Source organism: Niallia sp. MER 6 (genome assembly GCF_023714395.1).
Classification (GTDB): domain Bacteria; phylum Bacillota; class Bacilli; order Bacillales; family Cytobacillaceae; genus Niallia.
Genome location: NZ_JAMAUK010000024.1, coordinates 33,111 through 54,196, shown reverse-complemented (window position 1 = coordinate 54,196; position 21,086 = coordinate 33,111). Strand labels below are relative to the sequence as shown.

The following is a 21,086-nucleotide window of genomic DNA, read 5'->3' as shown; positions in this document are numbered from 1 at the left end:
TAACTAAAATAGTAGAAACCTTAAAAAAAAGAGCCCTTCATTAATAATGGAACTAATAAATCGCGATTAAATGAAACCAAAGAAGAGCTATAAACGTATTGAAGTTATTACAATTAATCTATGAGAAGGATAAATAAATGCAAAAGAAAAGGATTGTCATAAATCTAATTGGTTGGCTCTATATAGGTGTTCTAACAATAGTGTACTAGCGATACCCGTTTATCACTACTGGTTTTAGCGGATTTATTATTTTTATGGTTGGAGTTTGTATGTGTTTATACAGTCCTAAAGTAGACGAGGTTTTAAAAAAATGGTTTGGAAAAAATAATGGAAGTAGTAAGAGTAGTTAGTGTCTTTGCTAAATAAGATTACGTACGAGGAGAATTACAGGTGAAAATACCTTTTGGAGGTAATGATGAAGATAGAAGAAAAAGATGATTTGGTTATTATAGATGGTATCGAAATAGACGGTTCAATTGATATGGAACAGCACTGTAAAAAATGTCAACATAACTTGGTTTACTATGAAGATTATGATGCTTATTTCTGTCCTTCCTGCAATGAATGGACTGAGGTGAAATGTGAAGACCCTAATTGTTCTTATTGTCCAAAACGACCAGAAAAACCATTACCTTAGATGGAGTAATGATTCTAGAAAGGAAGCACTATATGCATGAAATCATTCCATTATTTTTAAATACGGAAATCTCTGAACAAGAATATTATGATGGCATCATTTATTTTATTTATTCTAGCAATATTAGAAGTGGAGAATATGAGTGTAATCAATTTGTAGTTAAAAAAATGGATCATTTAAATTATATAATTTTTGAAGAATATGTCATTAATAACAAAAGAGAAATTCATCACTCCGTGTCCATTTCGAAAAGTGAATTGGTAAAGGTAATCAATACGTTTGCGGAAAATCAAGGATTTGTCGTTAGAAGTTATGATAGGACTTGAGTGTAGATGTTTACTTTTAATGAGGCATGAAGAAACACCCCTTAAAATTCACTTCATTAAGTGTATTTTAAAGGGTGTTTTATTTGAAAAACATGTTAATGATTAATCCAATAAATCAATGTTTTTATGATAGGATTTTTTGAGTGAAGTATAGCTTATTATAAAATTAATGAAGGATATAAAAATCGCTGGTAAAAACAACTGAACTGAACTTGTCATGTTAGACGGGATTCCTTGTATTACTACTAACATAACGGCAATAAGAACCATCATGATTAAACTGCGGTTTATGATTGCTTGTTTTTCTTTTTTAAATCGTCTTTCAATTATAATATCAGGATATTCTATGCCTGACATTATATATCTTATTAGTACATAGGCAACTAGGAAACATAAAGAAAGCAAGGTGACAGTTCCAGAAGCAGACCCTCCGTAAAGAGAAAAATTATTAATCAATGCATAAATAAATAACAATATGGCAAGCAGCACAGCAGATTCAGCTATATAGTAAAGCATTTTCTTTTCTTTGTATTCATCCTTAGGTAATACCTTAGACAGCCATGATTTTTGTTCCATAAAATTACTCCTCCCAAAATAAGTCATCGAGTGTTTTTTCTAAAGCCTTAGCAATGGAAATACAAAGCTGCAAGGTAGGGTTGTAGTTCCCTTTTTCAATAAGACCAATTGTTTGTCTTGTAACATTAACCTTTCTGGCTAACTCTGCTTGAGTCATGGATTTCTCAGCTCTGGCTATTTTAATACGATTTTTCATAATTTCACCGACCGAACTAAATTACACAATGTAATGTTTAAGTTGCATTATGTAATATATATATTACATTGATTTCCTTAAAAAGGCAATAAAAAGCAAAAAAATTCTATTTATTATTTTCATAATCTTCTCCTAACATATTTAAGATTAAAAAATTTTCATTAAAATTTTAGAAAGCATCATGATACATTTTACCGTTATTTCATTACGGTTTTGTATGATTATAGAAAGGATTAATCTTATTAAGAAAGGAGAATAGTATTAAATGCATATAAATCCCATAAGCAGGTCACTTTCATTTTAAAAAATCCTCACTTAATACAAATTAATGCATTAGTATCCAATATAATTTAGATAAGATATAATTCTGACAAGATAATATATGGAGGTAAAACAGTTGAATATTTTAGTTATTGAAGATGAAGAAGCGTTATCAGAATTTATTCTTTTGGAGCTAATGCACGAAGGATATAATGTTACGCCTGTTTATGATGGAAGGAAAGGGTTAGAGCTTGCATTAGAAAAGAATTGGGATGTTATCCTGCTTGATTTAATGCTGCCAAAATTAAATGGTATTGAAGTTTGTAGACGGTTAAAGGCAGTAAAGGATATTCCAATCATTATGATTACTGCCAGAGATAGTATTATGGACAGGGTCTTAGGATTAGATATCGGTGCTGATGATTATATTCCAAAACCCTTTGCCATTGAGGAATTGTTAGCAAGAATTAGAGTTATTATTAGAAGACAAGAGAAACTGAAAAATTTACCGGAGATGACTTTGTCCTTTAAAGATCTTGAGCTTAATATTGAGTCAAGATTGTTAAAAAAAGGGGAGCACCTAATAGAACTGACTAAAAAAGAGTACGACTTGTTATTTCTGTTTATGAAAAACATTAACCGAGTTTTAACTAGAGAGATTATTCTAGAAAATATTTGGGATTATCATGCAGACATAGAAACAAATGTCGTAGATGTTTATGTGATGCATCTTCGCGGGAAATTGGAAGCTAATGATAAAGAAGGCTATATACAAACGATTAGAGGAATGGGATATGTTATGAGGGAATGAAAAGTGTGAAAGCATTATTACCTAAAAGTATCAAGATAAAATGGAAATTAACATTTTGGGCCGCATTACTAATCCTCTTCTTATTTTTATCCTATACCTTCGTTCAGTATGTTGTCATTATGAAGTGGGTTAATAATCATGAAAGACAAACAATTCAAAAAAATATGGAAGAAATTTATGCCTATTTATTAGAAGCAGATTCAGAACAAGAGATTTTAGAAAGTAAAGCGTATATAGATATCTTGAATGAACATCACCAATTAATAAGGATTGTTAGTGAAAATAATTCCGTATTATTTACAATAACAAATAAAGTGCCAAAAAATTGGGTCTCATCACAATCAGCTTTAAAAGAAGAATTAGTGGAAATGTCCCCTAAGGGAGATCGACTGCTTGTATACCGAAAGCCTTTTGAAGTAACCGGTTTTAAAGGTACGATAGAAATTGTCCGAAACTTAGAGAACTTCGAAAGTTTGATAAATCAAATAACGACATTAGTAATAATTACAGGATTAGTGGCTATCATTTTAAGTTTTGTAGGGGGAAGGATTCTGTCCTTTCAGTTATTAAAACCAATAAATTCTATGATTAGGACAATGAAAAGTATAAAAAAAAATGGTTTGAATAAACGGGTGAATATCGATAAACAGCATGATGAAATGACAGAGTTAGGAATTATGTTTAATGAATTAATGGATAATCTCGAGACATCTTTCCAGCAACAGCAACAATTTGTGGAAGACGCTTCTCATGAATTAAAAACACCATTAACAATCATTCACGGTCATCTATCCCTTATAAATCGCTGGGGAAAAGATAATCCGCAAACATTAGAAAGGTCACTTAACTTGAGTTTGAATGAAACCAATAGATTAATCCGTATGGTTTCAGAATTGCTAACCTTATCAAGAGGAGATTTCTCCACAAGTACTGCTGTATTAGAGGATATAAAAATAAAAGGTGTAGTAGAGGATGTTGTTGAAAATTTCTTAACTTTGAATCCAGACTATAATATTTCCTCTTCAATAGATATTAGTAATGATTTCACCTTAAAAATATTCAAAAATCATCTTGAGCAAATAATAATTATCCTGTTAGATAATGCCATAAAATATTCAAAAAACAAGAAGGAAATCGAGCTTAAAGTAAAACATAGCGAAAACAGCTTAGCTATTGAAATAAAGGATTACGGTGTTGGAATTCCAGAAGAAGACCTACCATTGGTGATTAATCGATTTTACCGTGTTGATAAAGCAAGAAGCAGAAAAAATGGCGGAAATGGGTTAGGATTAGCAATCGCCAAAAGGTTATTGGAATATTATAAAGGGTCGATTGAAATTCAAAGTGTTTATGGTGAATGGACAAAGGTAATTATTAATATCCCTTTGAGAAAAGATTCTGATGTACTGTTCCGAAAAAAATAAAATGAATTAAAGAGGTGGAAAGAATGTTTAAAAAAATTATGAAAACGATTAAGCAATTTTCTCACAGCAGTCATAGATCTAGAAGCTATAGCAGAAGTGATAGAAAAAGGTATAAAAAATACAGCAGCAGTGATAGAAGAGGATATAAAAAAAGCAGCAGCAGTGATAGAAGCAGAAGGTATAATCCGTATGGCGGCAGTCACCGCTATAAAAGTCGCAAGCATAGCAGCAGCTAAATAACGAAAGGAAATCTTGTTCTGAAAGAGCAAGATTTCTAAATGTTAGAATTTTAAAAAGGCAGGTTTTTTGATGGAATTCGTATGGTGGGCAATAACCATAATATTATTTATATTAAGTTTTGTGGGGATAGTTTATCCGATTATTCCCTCTGTAGTAGCAATATGGGGAGGATTTTTGGTTTATCAGTTTTTGATTAATCCTAGTGAGCTGTCTATATGGTTCTGGATAAGTATGGGATTGTTAAGTGCTGTATTAATAGCAGCCGATATCATCGCAAATAGTTATTTTGTGAAAAAATACGGCGGGTCAAAGATTTCTGAAACAATAGCTGCAATCGCAACAATAGTCGGGTCCTTTATTCTCCCTCCATTTGGAATTATCCTCGTACCATTTGTAGCGGTTTTAATTACGGAATATATCTTGCATAAAGATATGAAGAAGGCGGCAAAGGTTGGATTCGCTACGGTAATAGGCTTCTTAGGAGGCAGTGTAGCAAAAATATTAATACAGGTTATTATGATTATTTGGTTTTTTACTGCAGTAGTTGTATAGGTTGATTTATCAATCTCTATTGAGAGGAATTCTAATGAATTCCTCTTTGTTTTTTAGATAATGTAAAGTAAAAATGATTAATTAATATGGGTTAAAGGACTAAAGGGGGTAAGTGAAAGCATAACTATAATATGAGTCCCACTTATAATAAAAAATTAGAGGAATAATAAAAGCGAGGTAGATATATGAAAGAAAAACTTAGAAAAATCAATCTACGTACTGCTTTAATAATGGCTATTTGTTTTTACTCTTTAACAATGGCACTGCATATCCTTGTTATCAGCAGTGTTATTCCGTTCTCTTGGGTTAACGGAGGGCGATCTGATTCGTTTGAATCTCAGCTGCCAATATCTGTTGTTGGTATGGTTGTTTGCATTATAGGCGGTGCTTTTACCATTTTTGCTGGCCAAAAAAAGCGGTATTTACATAAAAGAGGAAGATCTATTATATGCTGGTGTTTCGTGGCACTTTGGACCTTTGGCTTTTTTCAACAACTACTTGGAACCTCTTTTGAAAAACTGGTATGTTCGTTTCTATTGCTTCTTGGAGTGGTATCACACTTGCGTATGGCTATTGAAACAAGATAATGAATAAGGAATTAGTAGTTAAATTGTTTTGATTTCTAATTTTAATTTACGGGTAATAATATTGGTAAAGATAAGTATATTTTAGTTTAATGTATTGGAGGGGTTTTATGGACATGGTGATAATTGTTATTATCACACTTGCATTACTTTTCATCCCTGTTATGTTTTATTATAAAAATACAAAAAAATTATTATTATCATTGTTAGCTTATTTTATATGTGCTGCTCCAATGCTGTATGTGGTTATTGATGATGTAATAAATAATTATGAAGATGCTAATATTGGCTTAGGATTAGGGATTTTTCTTACTTGGGGTCTTACTGCTTGTTTATATTTAATTTTAGGAATCTCAATTTTTGTTAGATTAATACGAAAAGGGTAGTGTATATTGATTTATCTCCGCTGCTAAAGCAGCTTTTTTATTTTTTGAGATATGCTTGATTATATGAAGAAATTCGCTAGAAACAGATGCAAATCCGATATAGCAAATAAGATGCAGCCGTGAAAAGTCAGACAGTGGTATAAATGTCTGACTTTTTTTGTATTAATGGAAGTTTGTTGCAAATTAAACAGAGTTTCTATGTTCCCGAAAGAAATTTTAAAAGAAATGTGTTTGGGAATAAATACCTTTGGGAAAAGAGAACTTATAAGTTAAATATTGTAAAACGAAATAGTGATGGAGGATTCTGGAGATGACAGAAAAAAAGCAAAGATTATTAGGTAACATTTTTTTAGCATTACTACTGGTTATAGTGATAAGCGGTTGTGGTCAAAAAGACGAAGCTCAGGAAACAGAGGGGAAAGCTGAAAATACAGCAGCAGCTACAGAAGCAAATACAGAAGCAAATACAGAAGCAACAGCAGATGCTAGTGAACCGAAAAAAGTGTCGGCAGCAGAAACGGATGGAAAAACAGTTTTTGATAGGAACTGGGATAGCTTGAAAAATGAATGGAATAAAAGTATGACTTCCGTTAATCCTGACTTGGCTACTCTTAATGATTTAGAAGAAAAGGATAGTGCTTATGGATTACTTCGTACTGGCACTATCAATGAGAATCAAACAATTGTAGTATCTGCAGCAACGGATAACGATACTGGCAACCTTCGGACAGCAGCAATTTTTGGAATTATGGATGATAACGGAGACGTTACTTCTGCAGCAGTTAACTTAGTTAATATAGCAGATTCAACCATTTCGGCGGAAAAGAAACAAGAAATTAATACAGCATTAGGTTTAGTCGACGGTAGAATTATTGATAGTGGGCAAAGTACATATGAGGAGAACGGGCTGATGTATACGGCCATTTATGATGCTCCAGAGAATTTGGAGCCTACATTAGGATTGTCCATACAAGAGGTTGAATAGAATTTATTGAATTTGTTTTAGTTTTCTTTAGAAAAGAACACAAAGCAGTCTGCCTATAGGTGACTGCTTTTTTGGTGTATATTTGTTTTCTTTAGACGGAAATCTAGCTATTAAATAAAAAAAAAACAAAATAAAACAAAAAATAGTTTGTTTTTTTATCTAATTAAAAGGTTTTTTTTATGAAAAACACATAGAATCCACATTGGAATTTTATAATTTGAAAGAATAATAAGATTGCTCGTACTTTTTGAGATAAAGAAAAATTCACATAGAGTAAGGGTGAACCATAATTATACTAGGAAGATGAATAAATAAACAATCGTTTTGGAGGCTGGTTATATTTTGATTTATTTAGCTAATATCATTACCATATGCAACTTTATCTGCGGGGTGTTATCTATCTATTCCTTGCTATTAAATAATACATTTTCAGCGATGATGTTTATCTGCTTTGGCATGTTTTTTGACCTGTTTGATGGCAGGGTTGCGCGAAAGTTTAATACCGTATCTGAGTTCGGGAAAGAGCTTGATTCTCTTTCTGATTTAGTAACATTTAGTATTGCACCCGCCATGCTGGCATATAGTATTTCTTTAAGTCAGCTTTCCCTCGTTGGTTTGGTTTGTGCACTTGCATTCAGCATTTGCGGACTGCTGAGATTAGCCCGTTTTAACGTAGAACAAAGCAATTTGGCAGTATTTATTGGATTGCCAGCACCGGCTGCTGCTATGTGCTTGTTAGTACTTATGACATTACATAGCCCAGTTATTTTGTGCATCGGCATATGCATCCTGGCATTTCTAATGGTCAGTCATATTAAAATTCCAAATTTCAAGAAACAAGACAATGAAAAAATGGAAATTCACGGATGGAAGTAGCTAACGAGTTAATCGGTCAATATGGTTATTTTGCTGTTTTCCTATTGCTCAGTTTGGGAATAGTGGGGTTGCCAATTCCTGATGAAGCACTGATGACGTTAATAGGATACTTTACGCATATAGGCACTCTTAATTATCAGCTTGCTATTTTAATCAGCTTTAGCGGGACTTTTCTAGGCATGATGATTAGTTATATGATTGGTAAAAAAGCTGGAAGACCTCTGATAGATAGGTTTGGAAAATGGATTGGGCTAAAGGAGAAAAGATTTTTAAAAGTTGAATCATGGATAAAGAAGTTTGGACCGTATTCCCTGTTGATCGCTTCTTTTATTCCAGGAGTACGCCATCTCACATTTTACTGTTGCGGGATTGCACATATGAGGCTAAGAATATATTTGATGTATGGCGGAATTGGGGCCTTAATGTGGTGTTTTGTTTTTATTACAATTGGAAAATTGTTAAATATAATGGGAGTTTGAGAGGAATGCAGAATCATACAGAGGGCATAATTCAGCTCTCTATTGTTGTTTCATAAATTGGGAAAAATAGTTGAATTATGAAACTTATTATATACATAGTCGTAAGTATTATAAGCTGTTAAAGAAGGAGGCTTTATATGGGCGGGGATTTGTTTTTTTAAGTAGATTTAATCTTTCAAATCGGTCCTATTATTATTGCAATAATTTTTATTATTGTAATCAGTGGCTTCTTTTATTCCATTTTTAAAGGAATTGGTCAGTGGCGCAAAAATGGGCAATCACAACAGCTTAGTGTGACAGCTGTTGTGAAATCAAAACGAACAGATGTTAGCGGAATTTCAAATGCTAATTATCAAGAAGAAAGCAACTTTTCATCAAGCACTTATACATTTTATTATATTACCTTCGAATTTGTAAGCGGTGATTGTTCAGAGTTTCATGTTTCTGGTAAAGAGTATGGTCTGCTTTCTGAAAATGATATTGGAGTATTGAGCTTTCAAGGCAGGATTTCAAAGGCAGAAGGGAATTACTAATTATTAAGATTTTATCCTTTGTGAAGATGTTACCTATTAAATACTCAGCAAATATTAATATTTTTACTATAATTCATAATAAAAAGATGAAAAAAATCTGCTTGGATAGTGAAACTTTATGCTAAGAGATTTCGTTTATATTAATACAAACAGTATGTTTATTTAAGAGCTTTTAAAAATGTTAAAGTTTGGTACAAAAGGGGCTTTTAATGTAAGATTATGTAATTAGATTGGTGTTTGGAACCATTACAATGGGAGTTTCAACAGGATGTCTTTTACTATTTAACAAACAATGGTTACAAGAGCCCAATTTAGAAAGAAATCTGTTTTTATTACTAATAGGTTTTGTTGGCGGTTGGGGTGGCTGGTATGTATTAAAAATCATTTAATATAAAAGAATTTAGTAGCTGAAATTTGTTAAATACTCTCATAAACTTCAGATAATATACTTCCGTTACCTCTCCTAATTGTATATACATTAAGTGAATTTTTCAGCTATGCTAAGTCATGCTACTGCTATTCTCCTCTCTTTTTTATATTCTTTTATGAAAATATTCTTCCTTTAATAAGTTTGAGTGAAATTAATAGCAGTTTGCTAAAAAAATTAGATTCAACATTGCTAGGAGTGTTCAAATGAAGAAATTCTTATTGATCACAGGCGTAATGGTATTAGCTGGGTTATTAGCATTCATTATCTATAATGTTAATTTTAAGGATAAAAATTTCACTGCAATAACTAACATTGAAAATGCGGAGATAACTTCATTAGAAGTCAAAAAAATGAGCCGGAATAGTGATGAAGAACTGTTAGTGACCGTAACTAATCATGAAGAAATTAAAAAAATAATGGCTGATTTTAGAAATTCTAAATGGGTTAGAGAACCACAGAGTTTTACCGCAGAAGAATACTATAGTGTTGCTATGAAGAAGGATAAAAGTTCCTTAGGTGAAATACTGATAATTGGGAATGAATCATTTCTAGCATCTACACATAAAAATCCTAGCTATAGTAATTCAAAATATTTCATTTTTAAAAATGAAAATTTAGAGATTGATAATTTATTTAGAGAAAATAGTTAACATAACGCTACTCTAGAGAGCAGCCCTAGAAAAAATTCGTAAAGGTCTTAAATACTAAGGACTTTATAAAGGATACTCCTAAAAAAGAAGCATATTATAGGAAATTTAGTATGGAGTTGGTATTGCCTAAATATGGATGTATAGGGACTATAGTTCTATCATTCCAAATAGTGTAAGTTAATTAATCTTTTAATACAGTTTTTATGTTAAATTAAGAGATGTTTGTTAAGGAAAAAAATGTGAAATAAAAAAGCGTTAAAATGAAACGTTAAGGAATAGATGGGAGGAATGTAATTAATTTGTTTGGATGAAGCTTTCAAAAGAATATAAACCAAAAATACAATACTGTATGAACCAGCATGGTGTTTATAATAAAGAATTAGGTGTTTGTTTTTACTTCTATCTTTTAATATAAAAAGAAGGTCAAACAATTGCTTTATTAGAGTTGTTTGGCCTTTTTGTGCTTATTCGTACAAAAAACTCTCAATATATTAATTTACATAATGTTAAAGTAGAAAGTGAAGGACAGGAAGATGAAAAGAATAGGGATTATCGTTTTTTGTATGTTGTCAATATTAATTTTGTTAGTTGTTACGGAAAAAAATAGAACTTTATCAAGTGACTCTACGCCCCAACAAATGGCTGAAGACAATGAAATAGATAAACACGAAGAAGTACAAACAGATGAAAACAAAGACAGTGAAAAACCAGCTGAAACGCAAGACGTTGAGAAAGAAACGGAAACGAAAGAAGCTGAAAAAACAATCGAAGAAAAACCTGATGAAAAACCAGTAGAAACGAAAGACGCTGAAAAAGCAACAGAAGAAAAGGCTGATGAAAAATCAGTGGAAACAAAAGACGCTGAAAAAGCAACAGAAGAAAAGGCTGAAGAAAAACCAGAAGAAACAAAAGACGCTGAAAAAACAACAGAAACAAAAGACACCGAAAAACCAGAGGAAACAAAAGATACTGAAAAAGCAACAGAAGTTAAGGCGAATGAAAAAGTAGTTTATTTAACCTTCGATGATGGTCCGACTTCTTCTACTTTTGAGATTTTAGATACCCTTGACAAGTATAATGTAAAAGCAACATTCTTTATGTTAGAACCTGCTATGAAGACTTATCCGAAAGCGGTTAGTCGAACGGTTAAGGACGGACATGGAGTTGGTTTACATGGCGTTACCCATGATGTAAATAAATTTTATCAATCAGCAGAGTCAGCTTTAAATGAAATGCAAGTAGCTCAAAAAACATTACAGGACATCTCAGGTGTTAAAACAAACTTAATCCGCACGCCGTATGGAAGCATTCCTTATTTAACAAATTCTTTTAGAGACGTTTTAAAGGAGAATAAATTTGTCATCTGGGATTGGAATGTGGACAGCAGTGATTGGAGCGTTTCCAATAAAAAATATGTACAAAATATAATTGAACAACTAAAACAATTAGATCCGTCTAAGCATTCACCAATAATATTAATGCATGACAGAAGTGGCACAGCTTCTGAACTTCCTACTCTATTAAACTATTTAAAGGATAATAACTATCAAGCAGAAATCATAGATGAAAAACTTGAACCGTATAGTTTTGAATGCCATGACCGTTGTTATCCAATCACTCAAGCTCAATAAGAATAACTAGTAAACTTTCTGTAAGAGATTGAGAAGTAAGAATAAGAAAAGCGGTGTAGCATGCTATTAAATAATTATATGAATACAAACTTCCCGGCTTTAGAACTGAGACCGCCCTTGTTTTATAGCTGGGATATCGGCATTCGTTTTGAACTTGGGGTTAATTGGGAAAGGGAATATGACTATCCAGATAACCCGTATATACTTGGGTGCTATCATAGGGCGATTTCCTTGTTTGAAGCATTACATTCCCCTGAGGAAGATATTTATGTAGTGATGGATATAAGTGATTTTCATAAGGGGAGAAATATTAGACGAAATCTAGGGAACTTTTCGTCCTATGTTGAAAAATCCTTATTGTACAGGCTGAGCCATGAAATCAAAGCTTATGTTTTTCCTGAAGATGACGAAGCAGGAATATACAAAACACATAGATTTACTCTAAAATGTAAAGCAGCAGATCTCAACTATATTCCGCTGTTAAAAGCAATTTGTAATCAAGATTTGGCACTAAAACCAAGTATTTATCATAGAGTCTATTTTATTAATATTGATAGAAAAACAATCTTTCATGTTTACGATGATAGAGGCTGTGATTTATTAGCTGAATCACCAGAGAATATAAGAAGTATTTATAAAAATTTTAATGATTGGATATTAGATTACGATCGGAATATGATTGACAAGGTTTTTTAAATAAATTGTAAGGGCGGTTCAATACTGTTGAATCGCCCTTATTTTTTAATTTTTCTAGCGTGGCAGGATAATCAGATGGAGTGGTATAATTTGGAATAAAAGGAACGGTTAGCTACAATTGAAGCATAGAATAAGGAGGTAATACTAATGATAAATAGAATCATTCAACATTTTAGACTAGATGTATTATCAATAAGTGAGGTTGAAGATTCATACAGTTCCACAGTCTATATATGTAATTTGCAAAATGGTGAAAATGTATATGTGAAAATTCCTTATTCAAAATTAAAGTATCACCGAGAATTGGAAGCATATAACCTTTTAAAGGGGAATGTCTCCATTCCTGAAATGTTGGACTATTGGTCAGGCGATGAGGAGTGCTGCGGTGCTTTTTTATTATCAGCATTGAAGGGGAGACCGCTAACAACTGCTGCTTCACATTCAGTGGCATTCCAAGTTGGAGAAGTTCATGCAACCATGCATACAATCAAAGCAAACTCTGGCGAAAAGTTGAATACGATCCAAAATGCGTTTCCCAACTGGTCTGTATTCATAGAAGACCAGTTTTATAGCTTTGCAGAAGATGTAAAAGACATCTTACCAACCACCTTATATAAACAAGCACTCGAAAAGTTTGCGGAAATGAAACTTCAACTCCCCACACCTGATGGACCTAGCTTTATCCACATGGATTTTCGTCCAGCAAATATATTAGTTGATGATGATAAAGTTGCTGGAGTGATAGATTTTGAAAGTGTTCGGTTTGGTTCCACAGAAATTGATTTCACTAAATTGTACCGTGATTTCCTGAGTATTGATTCTGCTTTGTATAAGGCTTATCGAGAAGGCTATGAGAGTATCAGACCCTTAATTGATTTAGACAGTGTATTGCCTTTTTATCAATTTACTGATGCGTTTAATAGTATTGGCTGGTGTAAACGTCGTGGAGTGGAAGAGAATGCTGTGTTTATGGAGGAAAATTTGGGGAGATTACAAGCCTTTTTGAGATAAAAAAACAGCTGGAATTTATGGAAGGAGGGGATTTTTAAATCAATTTCTTCTCTGGATTAATAAAAGATTGGAACTATTCTTATACTTAATATAAATTAAAGACTATAAAGTTGGCTGATCCCTTTTTATGGTGAAAGTAAATTAAGAAACACATACATAAGGAGTTTAATGTGAAGAAAATAGTGTTATTATTAGCGATTACTATAATAGTAATTTTTGCGGGGAGTTTAGTATATATACAATTGACAGATGAAACTTATAAAGGTATGTCAATTATCCCTGAACAACATGAAGATATACCTTTATTTAAGGGTTTAGAACCTACAAGAGTAAATTATGTTAGGAATGGGGACCACTTGAATGAAGTCTATGAGTATTATGTTAATAAACTGCCTGAACTAGGGTGGAAGAGTGAGTATATTAAATCAGAATTTGATGATGAAAATCCAGGCTTTTATTCAAGATGGACAAAGCAAGGTTTTGAAGGTGAATTAACGATTCTAGGATCATATAATACATTTGAGAAGCAAACGGAAGTAAGTTTTGATCAACAGAAATAACGTGCGTACTGAAGAAGGAAACTAATTAATAGTTTAAGAAAAAAATTAGAGAACCGTAAAACTATTGGGAGTGATAAAACAGTGACTAATAAAGAAATTTTTGATTCTTACAGTATTCCATTCAGATTAATAGAACAGCAAGAAACAGCGGATAATTTAGTTATTATCTTACCAGGGGCGGGCTACACTACACAGGCTCCGTTGTTACACTTTACAACAAGCTTGTTTTACACTAAAGGGTTTGATGTATTACATATTAATTATTCATTCAGTAAGCAAGAGTTATCTTACTTAAGTGAAAAGGATTTTACAATAGAAATACAACGTACAATCGACAAAGCCATTGAGAACAAGAAATACAAAAATATTTTTGTAGTGGCAAAATCAATAGGAACGATAGCTCTGAGTTATTTGCTTCATAATAAAATGTTGAAAGATGCAAAAACTATATGGTTAACTCCATTATTGCAAAGAGATGATGTATTTAAAGCAATGGTCACTAGTGAAAATAAAGGACTGTGTATTATTGGTGATAAAGACAGTTGTTTCATTGCGGAACGATTTGGAAAATTGAAAAACAATCGACAACTGACTTTCCATCTGGTAGAAGGAGGAAATCACAGTTTAGAGCTGGATGGACTTCCTATAGAATCTGTTGAAATTTTGAAAGGTGTACTTATGGAAATAAGTAATTTTGAAATATAGAATATTAAGCTGATTTGCACCTAAAAACGGATTGCCCATAAACTAAAATGAGGTGATTCAAATGTCATTAAGAAACCAGAATCAATTGGACCAAGAAGCACATCAACAACAATATTTCCGGCCTTCCTGCTTACCAGCATTAAATTTAAGATTTAATTTTGAGTTCTTTGACCAATTTGGGGAGAACTACTATAACCAGATACAATTACCCGCAGAGTTGACTAAAACTCCTGAAGATACTGTTGTTAATTATTTCAGCATTTTGCGTGAGGCAGAAAATCTATATGTCAGAAGCTGTGGATCAGTTGGAAATGCAAAGACGCCATATCCAATTGCCTACAATTTGTTTAGTAATGCATTACGAGATAAAGTTCATTATGAGGATTTCATTAACTCATTTGCAGGGATAGGACATATTAGTCTTATTAAGCTTTGCAGGCTACCAGGTGAAGAAGAATTACGTTTTTTTTATGAACTAGAAACAATCCATGGTTTTAAAGAAACAGCTGCTGAATTTTTTGGTTACTCATATGGATTTATGGAGCTTAGTTTTGAAGGAAATGGCTACCGTATAAACGATATTCAGCAGTTCAGTGAAGATTTTTTATGTGCTCCATATCATCTTTGGCAACATAATGCCGAATCCGTTGTAGATGTAAAGTATGGTGATTGGTGTAAATTAATTAAGAAAAGATATCCAACAGTAAAGCAGGGATATGTTAAAAATATTTATGTTCTTGGTACTGACGGGGCTTATTATTGTTTTCTATTTTTTACTTTAACTAATGGTACAGACGTAGAAATCGCGCAATTTCGGAAAATGAACGATGGTAAATGGAAACTTCTGAAGATGAATCCGGACGAATGTATTACAGAATAAAGTCTAAATTAGCAATAGGTCAGTATAACACAGAGCTTTCCTTAAATGGGAAAGCTATTTTATTGGAGGAGTAGTCCTAAAGAATGTAGAGCGTCCTTATAATGTCAAACAGTCTATCAATATACCTCTAAGTGAAACCAAACAGTTAAAGAAACGTATATAAATATAACAAGATAGTATATGTCAACATCACAGGATTTTTAATATTAACAACAGCTTTAGAATAATCTGTTTTAGAGCAGTGATATAGAGGGAGTATTAATATTATGGGGATTTATAACGCTATATTAAAGAAGGTTAATGAACAGAGTGAATTTATTAAAGTTAGTATTTATGTAATGATAGGATTCTCAATCATTTTAGTTGGATATGGAGTAGGCCGGATGATTGGTATGGTAGCTTTTTAGGCTGGATTTAGCACATTTAATCGATTTTTCCTTACTATACATAATTACATTTGGTTTTTCAATATAGGGCTAGTATTTTGTTTGATGAGGTTAGTACCATCTGGAGGATATTTAATGAAGCAAAAAGTAATATTTATACCTTTTTTATTTTTATTTCTATTAGTTGGTTTTCTTTATTTCTATATTAATAATGATTACGTTATTGATGCTAATAGCCAATCAATAGAGTCCAGTTTAACAGAATGGGAGAATAGAGGGGAGGAAGAAAAAGTTAAGATTAAAGTCTTAGATGTAGTCACATTGGGAAATTCAAATACTTCTGTTGTGCTTTTTGAACTAGATAATAAATATACTGGTTACGCACAATTAAATAAAGGATGGAATGGAAAATATAAAATAAAAATGTCAGGGTATGGTACCAGTAAAGTATCATATGTAGATATAAAAACAAATAGCGGAGTTTATGGCATAATTTATGGGGAAAATCCTAATAAAAAAATTGCTCAAATTACTGCAGCTTTATTGAATGAAAATTATAGTTTAACTTTTACTGTTTCAGAGGAGGAAACTTTTTTGAAGTATGACAAAATTCCAGATGATTTAACTCAGACCTTTCCTGCAGAAACAACTTGTTTTGATGCAAATCATCATGTTATTAGGGGAATTTAAATGTTTTTTTGCTGTAGATAGAATTTTAACTAACGAAAACGAGCTTAACTTAATTTTTTTAAAAACAAAAAAAGTACCTGTAGAAAAAGGTACAATGAATAACAAATTTAAGTTAACTTGCTGGGATTCACAATCTTTATAGAAATAACTTCTCCACAGTTTAAACAGTATGTATAGATTTTCTCAGAACCAATTGCCATCTTTTTGTTTAATGGTCTAAGGTTAATATAGTCACTTCCTTGAGAAAAAGAAGTTCCCCCACACTCTGAGCATTTTTTACCTTCCATATTAAAACTCACCTCCGTTTAATTGTTAGTATTTAATACGTTTTCAATAATATAAAGTTTCATGATTTTATTTAATAAGTTTAATATTATGGAGTTAGTATAGTTTCATGGACACAATTTAATTAAGTCCTTACAATTATTTTGAGAGGATGTGTCCGAATTGGAACGTAAACCTGCAGGCAAAAAATATAACGATGATTTTAAGAAAACGATTGTGGATTTGTATCATTCCGGCAGCCTGGTTAAAGAATTAAGCAGCGAATATGGCGTATCAGAAGTAACAATTTATAAATGGGTGAAAGACTTTACCCCTATTGGTTCAGAAAAAGAGGCGCTGACACCAAAAGAGTTAGCCGAGATTCAGAAAGAAAACCTTCGGTTAAAACAGGAGGTAGAAATCCTAAAAAAGGCTATGGCTATATTCGCGAAAAAGTAACCGAATCAGAGCTCATCGATTTTATCGAGGAACACAAGGATCAATATCCCGTCCAGAAAATGTGCGAAGTACTGGCCGTGCCAAGAAGCAGCTACTATGGCTCCCTTGAAAAAACGACGTCAAAACGTGAACTGGAAAACCAGGAACTCACGCAGAAAATCCAACGGATTCACCTGGAAAGTAAGGCGCGTTATGGCGCGCCGAAAATCCATAAGACCTTATTAAACAATGGGGTTTGTTTAAGCCTGAAGCGTGTCCAGCGCTTAATGAGAAAGGCAGGCATCCGTTCGATTACCAGGAAAAAATACCGTCCTTTCCCCTCAAAAGAAAAGGTTGTGCAGCTGGGTAATCTTTTAAAAAGAGACTTCTCTACCTGCACGATCAATGAGAAATGGGTAGCGGATATTACGTATATTCCTACGGTAAAAGACGGCTGGTGCTATCTGGCCTCTGTATTGGATTTGCATTCGAAAAAAATTGTTGGCTATTCTTTTTCTCGTTTTATGACTTCGCAATTAGTGATCGAAGCACTTCAAAACGCCTGTTTTTCTCAAAAGCCCCGAAAGGGCTTAATTCTTCATACCGATCTTGGCTCACAATATACCAGCAGTGAGTTTACTCAGCATGTCCAAAAATACGGAATCAGGCAGTCTTTCAGTCAGAAAGGCTGTCCTTATGACAATGCCTGTATAGAGTCATTTCACGCTATATTAAAGAAAGAAGAAGTCTATCATACCCAGTACTTAGACTACCGGGCAGCGAAGCTGGCCATGTTTCAGTTTATAGAGGGCTGGTACAACAGAAACAGAATTCACAGCAGCATAGGCTATCAAACACCTCAAGCTGTGGAGGATCAGATTAGAAGAACCGCTTAATACTTAACTTTTTTGTGTCCAAATTATTGACTCAAATCCAATAATTTTCCTAAGATTGGAGTCTTTATATTATCAATTTTTGTATAATGGTCTATAATAATCTAAGATATTTAAGTTAACTAATGAGGAGTTATTATGGATCTAGTTACAGGTAAAGTCTTATTAATATCATTATTTTTATTGTTAGTAACAATGATTGAAACATTAGCATATTCTACTAGAATTTCAGGTGCAAGGGTAAAGTTAATCGCAACAGCTTTATCTTTATTTAGTACATTGCTTATTGTTTCTAGGTTTTCTACGATGTTTCAACAACCTTTAACAGCAAAGCTTATTGCAGAAGCACCAAGTATTAATCCAATGCATTACATTGAAGAGCAATATAGAGTTTTGATAGGAGTTACATCTTTTGGTGTATTGTTAGGAATATTTTTATTTCCTACATTCATTAATATTTTCTCGAGAGCCATCATTCAACTTTCTCAACAAAGTGGTTCTGTTGTAGCTTTATTTATAAAAAATTTTAATAAAAATGGTTTTAAAAAGGTGGTAATGTGTTTTCGTCTTCCGAGGTTTACATATTTAAAAGGGATTACTCTTAAGACTATTCCTAAACGACTTTTTATCATTAATGTAGTTATTTCTGCAGTGTTTACGATTGGTGTTTTGTCGTCTATTTATGCTTCAATGCTCGTACCTGAAACGTATGCTCCGGCTGCTTTAATGTCATCTGGCATCATAAATGGAATAGCGACCATATTGCTAACTTTATTTATAGACCCAAAAGCATCTGTTCTAGCAGATAAAGTCATGAAGAAACAGGTTGATTACATTTATCTAAAAAGCTACTCTCTCACAATGATAGGTTCCAAGTTTGTTGGTACGATTGTTGCACAACTAATATTTATACCAGCTGCATATTATGTAGCATGGTTTGTTAAGTTAATTTGATTTAACTAATACGAAGGCTGCCATATGGCGGCTTTTTGTCATTATAGGGGAGGTGTAATATGAATGAAGAAGATTGTATTGATTGGTTCTGGTGGATCTGGTAAATCAACTATGGCCAGGCAATTAGGGGAAAAGTTAAATTTGAGGGTATATCATCTTGATGTATTATTCTGGAAGCCTAATTGGGTTGGCGTCCCGAAAAATGAACAAATAAATATTCAAGTTGAATTAGTGAAAGAAGAAAGCTGGATTATCGATGGGAACTATGGCGGTACAATGGATATAAGGCTGAATGCAGCAGATACAATCATTTTTCTTGATATTTCTAGATGGACTTGTATGTTTAGAATGATTAAAAGGATACTAAAATATCATCATAAAACTAGGCCAGATATGGGAGAAGGCTGTGAAGAAAGATTTTCTTTTGCATTTTTTAAGTGGATTTGGAAGTATCCTCATACGAAAAGACCTGTTATATTGAAAAGTCTAGAGGTTTTATCTAAACATAAGAAAGTGGTTATACTTAATACTCCAAAACAGGTTCGTTTATTTTTAGAAAGACTTTGATACTAAGTAATTCCATTTGCATTAGAGGTTATTCTAGTTAAGAAAATAAGATGCAATAAAAGCATGTATTGAAAAATTAAACATGCTTTTATAGTCCATCCAATCATAATAAATATGTTTAGGCACAGAACGGAATAATTAGCATAAGTAGCTGACAAACAGTTTAAATAAGGTATCATTGTTCAAAAGTCATAATGTCATTAATCCACATCAAAATGCTCTTCAATAAACGCTTTTTCTTCCTCTGTTGATAATACACCTGTCGCTTCACCGACTGAACCGCCTTGCAGCCTCCAAATAGCGTTATGATCTTTATCTGCTTGTGAAAAGTCTCCATTTGACCAGCGGTTAAGTATTTCTAAATACAGAGATTTGTGTTCATAATTACCGCTGTTAACAACTTTAATCAGTCTCTTGATTCGCTCTTGAGTCAGCGGCAAAAATCCCCACTTTTCATCTGCTTCAATTTTTTGATGTGACATTTTATGTATTGCTATTTGCACTTCGCCTTCACCAATATTTAGCGGGAACTCTTCCTCAACTGGTTTAGCATTAGTTTCCTCAATTTCAATAAATGTTTTTGTGTTTGAATCCGATTCAGCTGTGGCTGTTACTTCATTAACTTTGACATCAGCTTTAGAAAATTGTAAATACGCAGAGTATCCTGCTGTTCCAGCAATAAGGATAGAACAAATTATAATTAATGTATTTTTTCTCCAAAATTTTTTCTTCACAAACATACTCCCTTCTTTATTAAGAACGTATCAATATATATTATAAATTAACAATTAAAAAAATTCTGTAAAAAGTAATATATATCTATTTATTCTTATACATAATTTTAGAGATTTTTCCAGTTTTTTAGAAAGTACAATAAAAGACCGTATGTTCTTATGTTAATATATAGTAAAAGTGAGGGGATACGCCTATGAAAAATGAAAAAGAAAAATTATTAATAAACTGCGATATAAATTTGAAAACATTGTTAGAAATAATTGAGTCATTGCCTAGCAGAAAAAGGACTCAATCTATTGAAACTCAAGAAAGAGATAAGAATTTTCGTGATGTATTAATGCATCTTTATGAGTGGCAAGCAATGCTTGAAAGATGGCACAGAGAAGGTATGGATGGGGACATTCCTTGTATGCCGGCACCAGGATTTAAATGGAGTAATCTGAAAGAGTTAAATATGCAAATTTGGGCTAACTATCAAGATGTAACATTAAATCAAGCGATAAAAAAATTAAAGCTAAGCCATGGAAGGGTCACGAATCTTATTAAATTACATACTAATGAAGAAATCATGACAAAAAAATACTATAAGTGGACAAAAACAACAAACTTATACAGCTATTTCACAGCAAACACTGCTAGTCATTATAGCTGGGCTATAAAAAAATGTGAGGTTATCGCTAATTCTATTACGAATGATCGTAGAGTTATAGATTAAGTATTATAAACAAAA

At 32.5% G+C, this 21,086-nt stretch carries 29 protein-coding genes; 25 read left to right on the top strand and 4 right to left on the bottom strand.

Features of this window, described 5'->3' with window-relative positions:
• Positions 1-412: 412 nt before the first annotated feature.
• Together M3600_RS21695 and M3600_RS21690 are read left to right on the top strand one after the other, a co-directional pair.
• Positions 413-637 carry a hypothetical protein gene (locus tag M3600_RS21695; protein WP_233315056.1) on the top strand — a complete coding sequence of 75 codons (225 nt, stop codon included), beginning with the start codon at positions 413-415 and terminating at the stop codon, positions 635-637.
• 8 nt (positions 638-645) lie between these two features.
• Positions 646-963 carry a hypothetical protein gene (locus M3600_RS21690; RefSeq protein ID WP_237942933.1) on the top strand — a complete coding sequence of 106 codons (318 nt, stop codon included), beginning with the start codon at positions 646-648 and terminating at the stop codon, positions 961-963.
• Positions 964-1,065: 102 nt separating this feature from the next.
• Here M3600_RS21690 and M3600_RS21685 read toward each other — a convergent pair whose 3' ends face one another.
• Together M3600_RS21685 and M3600_RS21680 are read right to left on the bottom strand one after the other, a co-directional pair.
• The gene (locus tag M3600_RS21685) at positions 1,066-1,539 is read right to left on the bottom strand and encodes a hypothetical protein (RefSeq protein WP_251647565.1); all 474 of its coding nucleotides are present in this window, start codon (positions 1,537-1,539) and stop codon (positions 1,066-1,068) included.
• 4 nt (positions 1,540-1,543) lie between these two features.
• Entirely contained in the window at positions 1,544-1,735 is a 192-nt protein-coding gene (locus M3600_RS21680) for a helix-turn-helix transcriptional regulator (protein ID WP_233315059.1), read from the bottom strand.
• A 397-nt stretch (positions 1,736-2,132) separates the two neighbouring features.
• Here M3600_RS21680 and M3600_RS21675 point away from each other — a divergent pair, with 397 nt between their 5' ends.
• The 19 genes from M3600_RS21675 (at position 2,133) to M3600_RS21585 (ending at position 16,505) form a co-directional block, all read left to right on the top strand.
• On the top strand, positions 2,133-2,807 hold the full coding sequence (locus M3600_RS21675; protein WP_483870126.1) for a response regulator transcription factor: 675 nt from the start codon (positions 2,133-2,135) through the stop codon (positions 2,805-2,807).
• 5 nt (positions 2,808-2,812) lie between these two features.
• Positions 2,813-4,231, top strand: a complete 1,419-nt coding sequence (locus tag M3600_RS21670; protein WP_251647561.1) for a HAMP domain-containing sensor histidine kinase — start codon at positions 2,813-2,815, stop codon at positions 4,229-4,231.
• A gap of 96 nt (positions 4,232-4,327) precedes the next feature.
• Positions 4,328-4,471 carry a hypothetical protein gene (locus M3600_RS21665; protein ID WP_233315062.1) on the top strand — a complete coding sequence of 48 codons (144 nt, stop codon included), beginning with the start codon at positions 4,328-4,330 and terminating at the stop codon, positions 4,469-4,471.
• Between the two features lie 69 nt (positions 4,472-4,540).
• Positions 4,541-5,023: a DUF456 domain-containing protein gene (locus M3600_RS21660; protein ID WP_233315063.1), complete on the top strand. Its 483-nt coding sequence runs from the start codon at positions 4,541-4,543 to the stop codon at positions 5,021-5,023.
• 185 nt (positions 5,024-5,208) lie between these two features.
• Positions 5,209-5,610, top strand: coding sequence for a hypothetical protein (locus M3600_RS21655; RefSeq protein WP_251647560.1), 402 nt, complete (start codon positions 5,209-5,211; stop codon positions 5,608-5,610).
• Between the two features lie 107 nt (positions 5,611-5,717).
• Positions 5,718-5,993, top strand: a complete 276-nt coding sequence (locus M3600_RS21650; RefSeq protein WP_233315065.1) for a hypothetical protein — start codon at positions 5,718-5,720, stop codon at positions 5,991-5,993.
• Positions 5,994-6,303: 310 nt separating this feature from the next.
• On the top strand, positions 6,304-6,978 hold the full coding sequence (locus tag M3600_RS21645) for a hypothetical protein (protein WP_251647558.1): 675 nt from the start codon (positions 6,304-6,306) through the stop codon (positions 6,976-6,978).
• Between the two features lie 342 nt (positions 6,979-7,320).
• On the top strand, positions 7,321-7,854 hold the full coding sequence (gene pssA / locus M3600_RS21640) for a CDP-diacylglycerol--serine O-phosphatidyltransferase (protein ID WP_237942919.1): 534 nt from the start codon (positions 7,321-7,323) through the stop codon (positions 7,852-7,854).
• Positions 7,845-8,333 carry a DedA family protein gene (locus tag M3600_RS21635; protein WP_251647556.1) on the top strand — a complete coding sequence of 163 codons (489 nt, stop codon included), beginning with the start codon at positions 7,845-7,847 and terminating at the stop codon, positions 8,331-8,333. Before pssA ends, M3600_RS21635 begins: the two co-directional genes overlap by 10 nt.
• A 170-nt stretch (positions 8,334-8,503) precedes the next feature.
• The gene (locus tag M3600_RS21630) at positions 8,504-8,866 is read left to right on the top strand and encodes a DUF2500 domain-containing protein (RefSeq protein ID WP_311315955.1); all 363 of its coding nucleotides are present in this window, start codon (positions 8,504-8,506) and stop codon (positions 8,864-8,866) included.
• A gap of 633 nt (positions 8,867-9,499) precedes the next feature.
• Positions 9,500-9,946, top strand: coding sequence for a hypothetical protein (locus M3600_RS21625; RefSeq protein ID WP_251647554.1), 447 nt, complete (start codon positions 9,500-9,502; stop codon positions 9,944-9,946).
• Between the two features lie 533 nt (positions 9,947-10,479).
• Positions 10,480-11,577, top strand: coding sequence for a polysaccharide deacetylase family protein (locus M3600_RS21620; RefSeq protein WP_251647552.1), 1,098 nt, complete (start codon positions 10,480-10,482; stop codon positions 11,575-11,577).
• A 60-nt stretch (positions 11,578-11,637) separates the two neighbouring features.
• A complete protein-coding gene (locus M3600_RS21615) occupies positions 11,638-12,273 on the top strand; it encodes a DUF3885 domain-containing protein (protein ID WP_251647550.1) in 636 nt (211 codons plus the stop codon).
• Positions 12,274-12,420: 147 nt separating this feature from the next.
• Positions 12,421-13,284: an aminoglycoside phosphotransferase family protein gene (locus tag M3600_RS21610; protein ID WP_237942907.1), complete on the top strand. Its 864-nt coding sequence runs from the start codon at positions 12,421-12,423 to the stop codon at positions 13,282-13,284.
• Between the two features lie 170 nt (positions 13,285-13,454).
• Positions 13,455-13,844, top strand: coding sequence for a hypothetical protein (locus M3600_RS21605; protein WP_237942905.1), 390 nt, complete (start codon positions 13,455-13,457; stop codon positions 13,842-13,844).
• Positions 13,845-13,925: 81 nt separating this feature from the next.
• The gene (locus tag M3600_RS21600) at positions 13,926-14,549 is read left to right on the top strand and encodes an alpha/beta hydrolase (RefSeq protein WP_251647548.1); all 624 of its coding nucleotides are present in this window, start codon (positions 13,926-13,928) and stop codon (positions 14,547-14,549) included.
• 61 nt (positions 14,550-14,610) lie between these two features.
• Positions 14,611-15,429 carry a hypothetical protein gene (locus tag M3600_RS21595; protein WP_251647546.1) on the top strand — a complete coding sequence of 273 codons (819 nt, stop codon included), beginning with the start codon at positions 14,611-14,613 and terminating at the stop codon, positions 15,427-15,429.
• Between the two features lie 266 nt (positions 15,430-15,695).
• Positions 15,696-15,836 (top strand): hypothetical protein, encoded by a 141-nt coding sequence (locus tag M3600_RS21590; protein WP_233315078.1) that lies wholly within the window; start codon positions 15,696-15,698, stop codon positions 15,834-15,836.
• 114 nt (positions 15,837-15,950) lie between these two features.
• Positions 15,951-16,505, top strand: coding sequence for a hypothetical protein (locus M3600_RS21585; RefSeq protein WP_233315079.1), 555 nt, complete (start codon positions 15,951-15,953; stop codon positions 16,503-16,505).
• 107 nt (positions 16,506-16,612) lie between these two features.
• Here M3600_RS21585 and M3600_RS21580 read toward each other — a convergent pair whose 3' ends face one another.
• Positions 16,613-16,792, bottom strand: a complete 180-nt coding sequence (locus tag M3600_RS21580) for a hypothetical protein (RefSeq protein WP_233315080.1) — start codon at positions 16,790-16,792, stop codon at positions 16,613-16,615.
• Between the two features lie 160 nt (positions 16,793-16,952).
• Here M3600_RS21580 and M3600_RS21575 point away from each other — a divergent pair.
• The 3 genes from M3600_RS21575 (at position 16,953) to M3600_RS21565 (ending at position 19,621) form a co-directional block, all read left to right on the top strand.
• Positions 16,953-18,103, top strand: a protein-coding gene (locus M3600_RS21575) for an IS3 family transposase (protein WP_396953835.1) whose coding sequence is annotated in 2 segments (ribosomal slippage) — positions 16,953-17,202 and positions 17,202-18,103 — 1,152 coding nt in all. Because the reading frame shifts where the segments join, the coding sequence is not laid out codon by codon here.
• A gap of 135 nt (positions 18,104-18,238) precedes the next feature.
• Positions 18,239-19,054: a lipid II flippase Amj family protein gene (locus M3600_RS21570; RefSeq protein ID WP_233315081.1), complete on the top strand. Its 816-nt coding sequence runs from the start codon at positions 18,239-18,241 to the stop codon at positions 19,052-19,054.
• Positions 19,055-19,117: 63 nt separating this feature from the next.
• Positions 19,118-19,621, top strand: a complete 504-nt coding sequence (locus M3600_RS21565; RefSeq protein WP_237942899.1) for a DNA topology modulation protein — start codon at positions 19,118-19,120, stop codon at positions 19,619-19,621.
• Positions 19,622-19,821: 200 nt separating this feature from the next.
• Here the strand turns inward: M3600_RS21565 and M3600_RS29260 are convergent, their stop codons facing one another.
• Entirely contained in the window at positions 19,822-20,355 is a 534-nt protein-coding gene (locus tag M3600_RS29260) for a DUF6241 domain-containing protein (RefSeq protein WP_233315083.1), read from the bottom strand.
• Positions 20,356-20,549: 194 nt separating this feature from the next.
• Between M3600_RS29260 and M3600_RS21555 the strand changes: the two genes are divergently transcribed.
• Complete coding sequence (locus M3600_RS21555; protein ID WP_251647542.1) at positions 20,550-21,071, top strand: ClbS/DfsB family four-helix bundle protein; 522 nt, start codon at positions 20,550-20,552, stop codon at positions 21,069-21,071.
• Positions 21,072-21,086 lie beyond the last annotated feature (15 nt).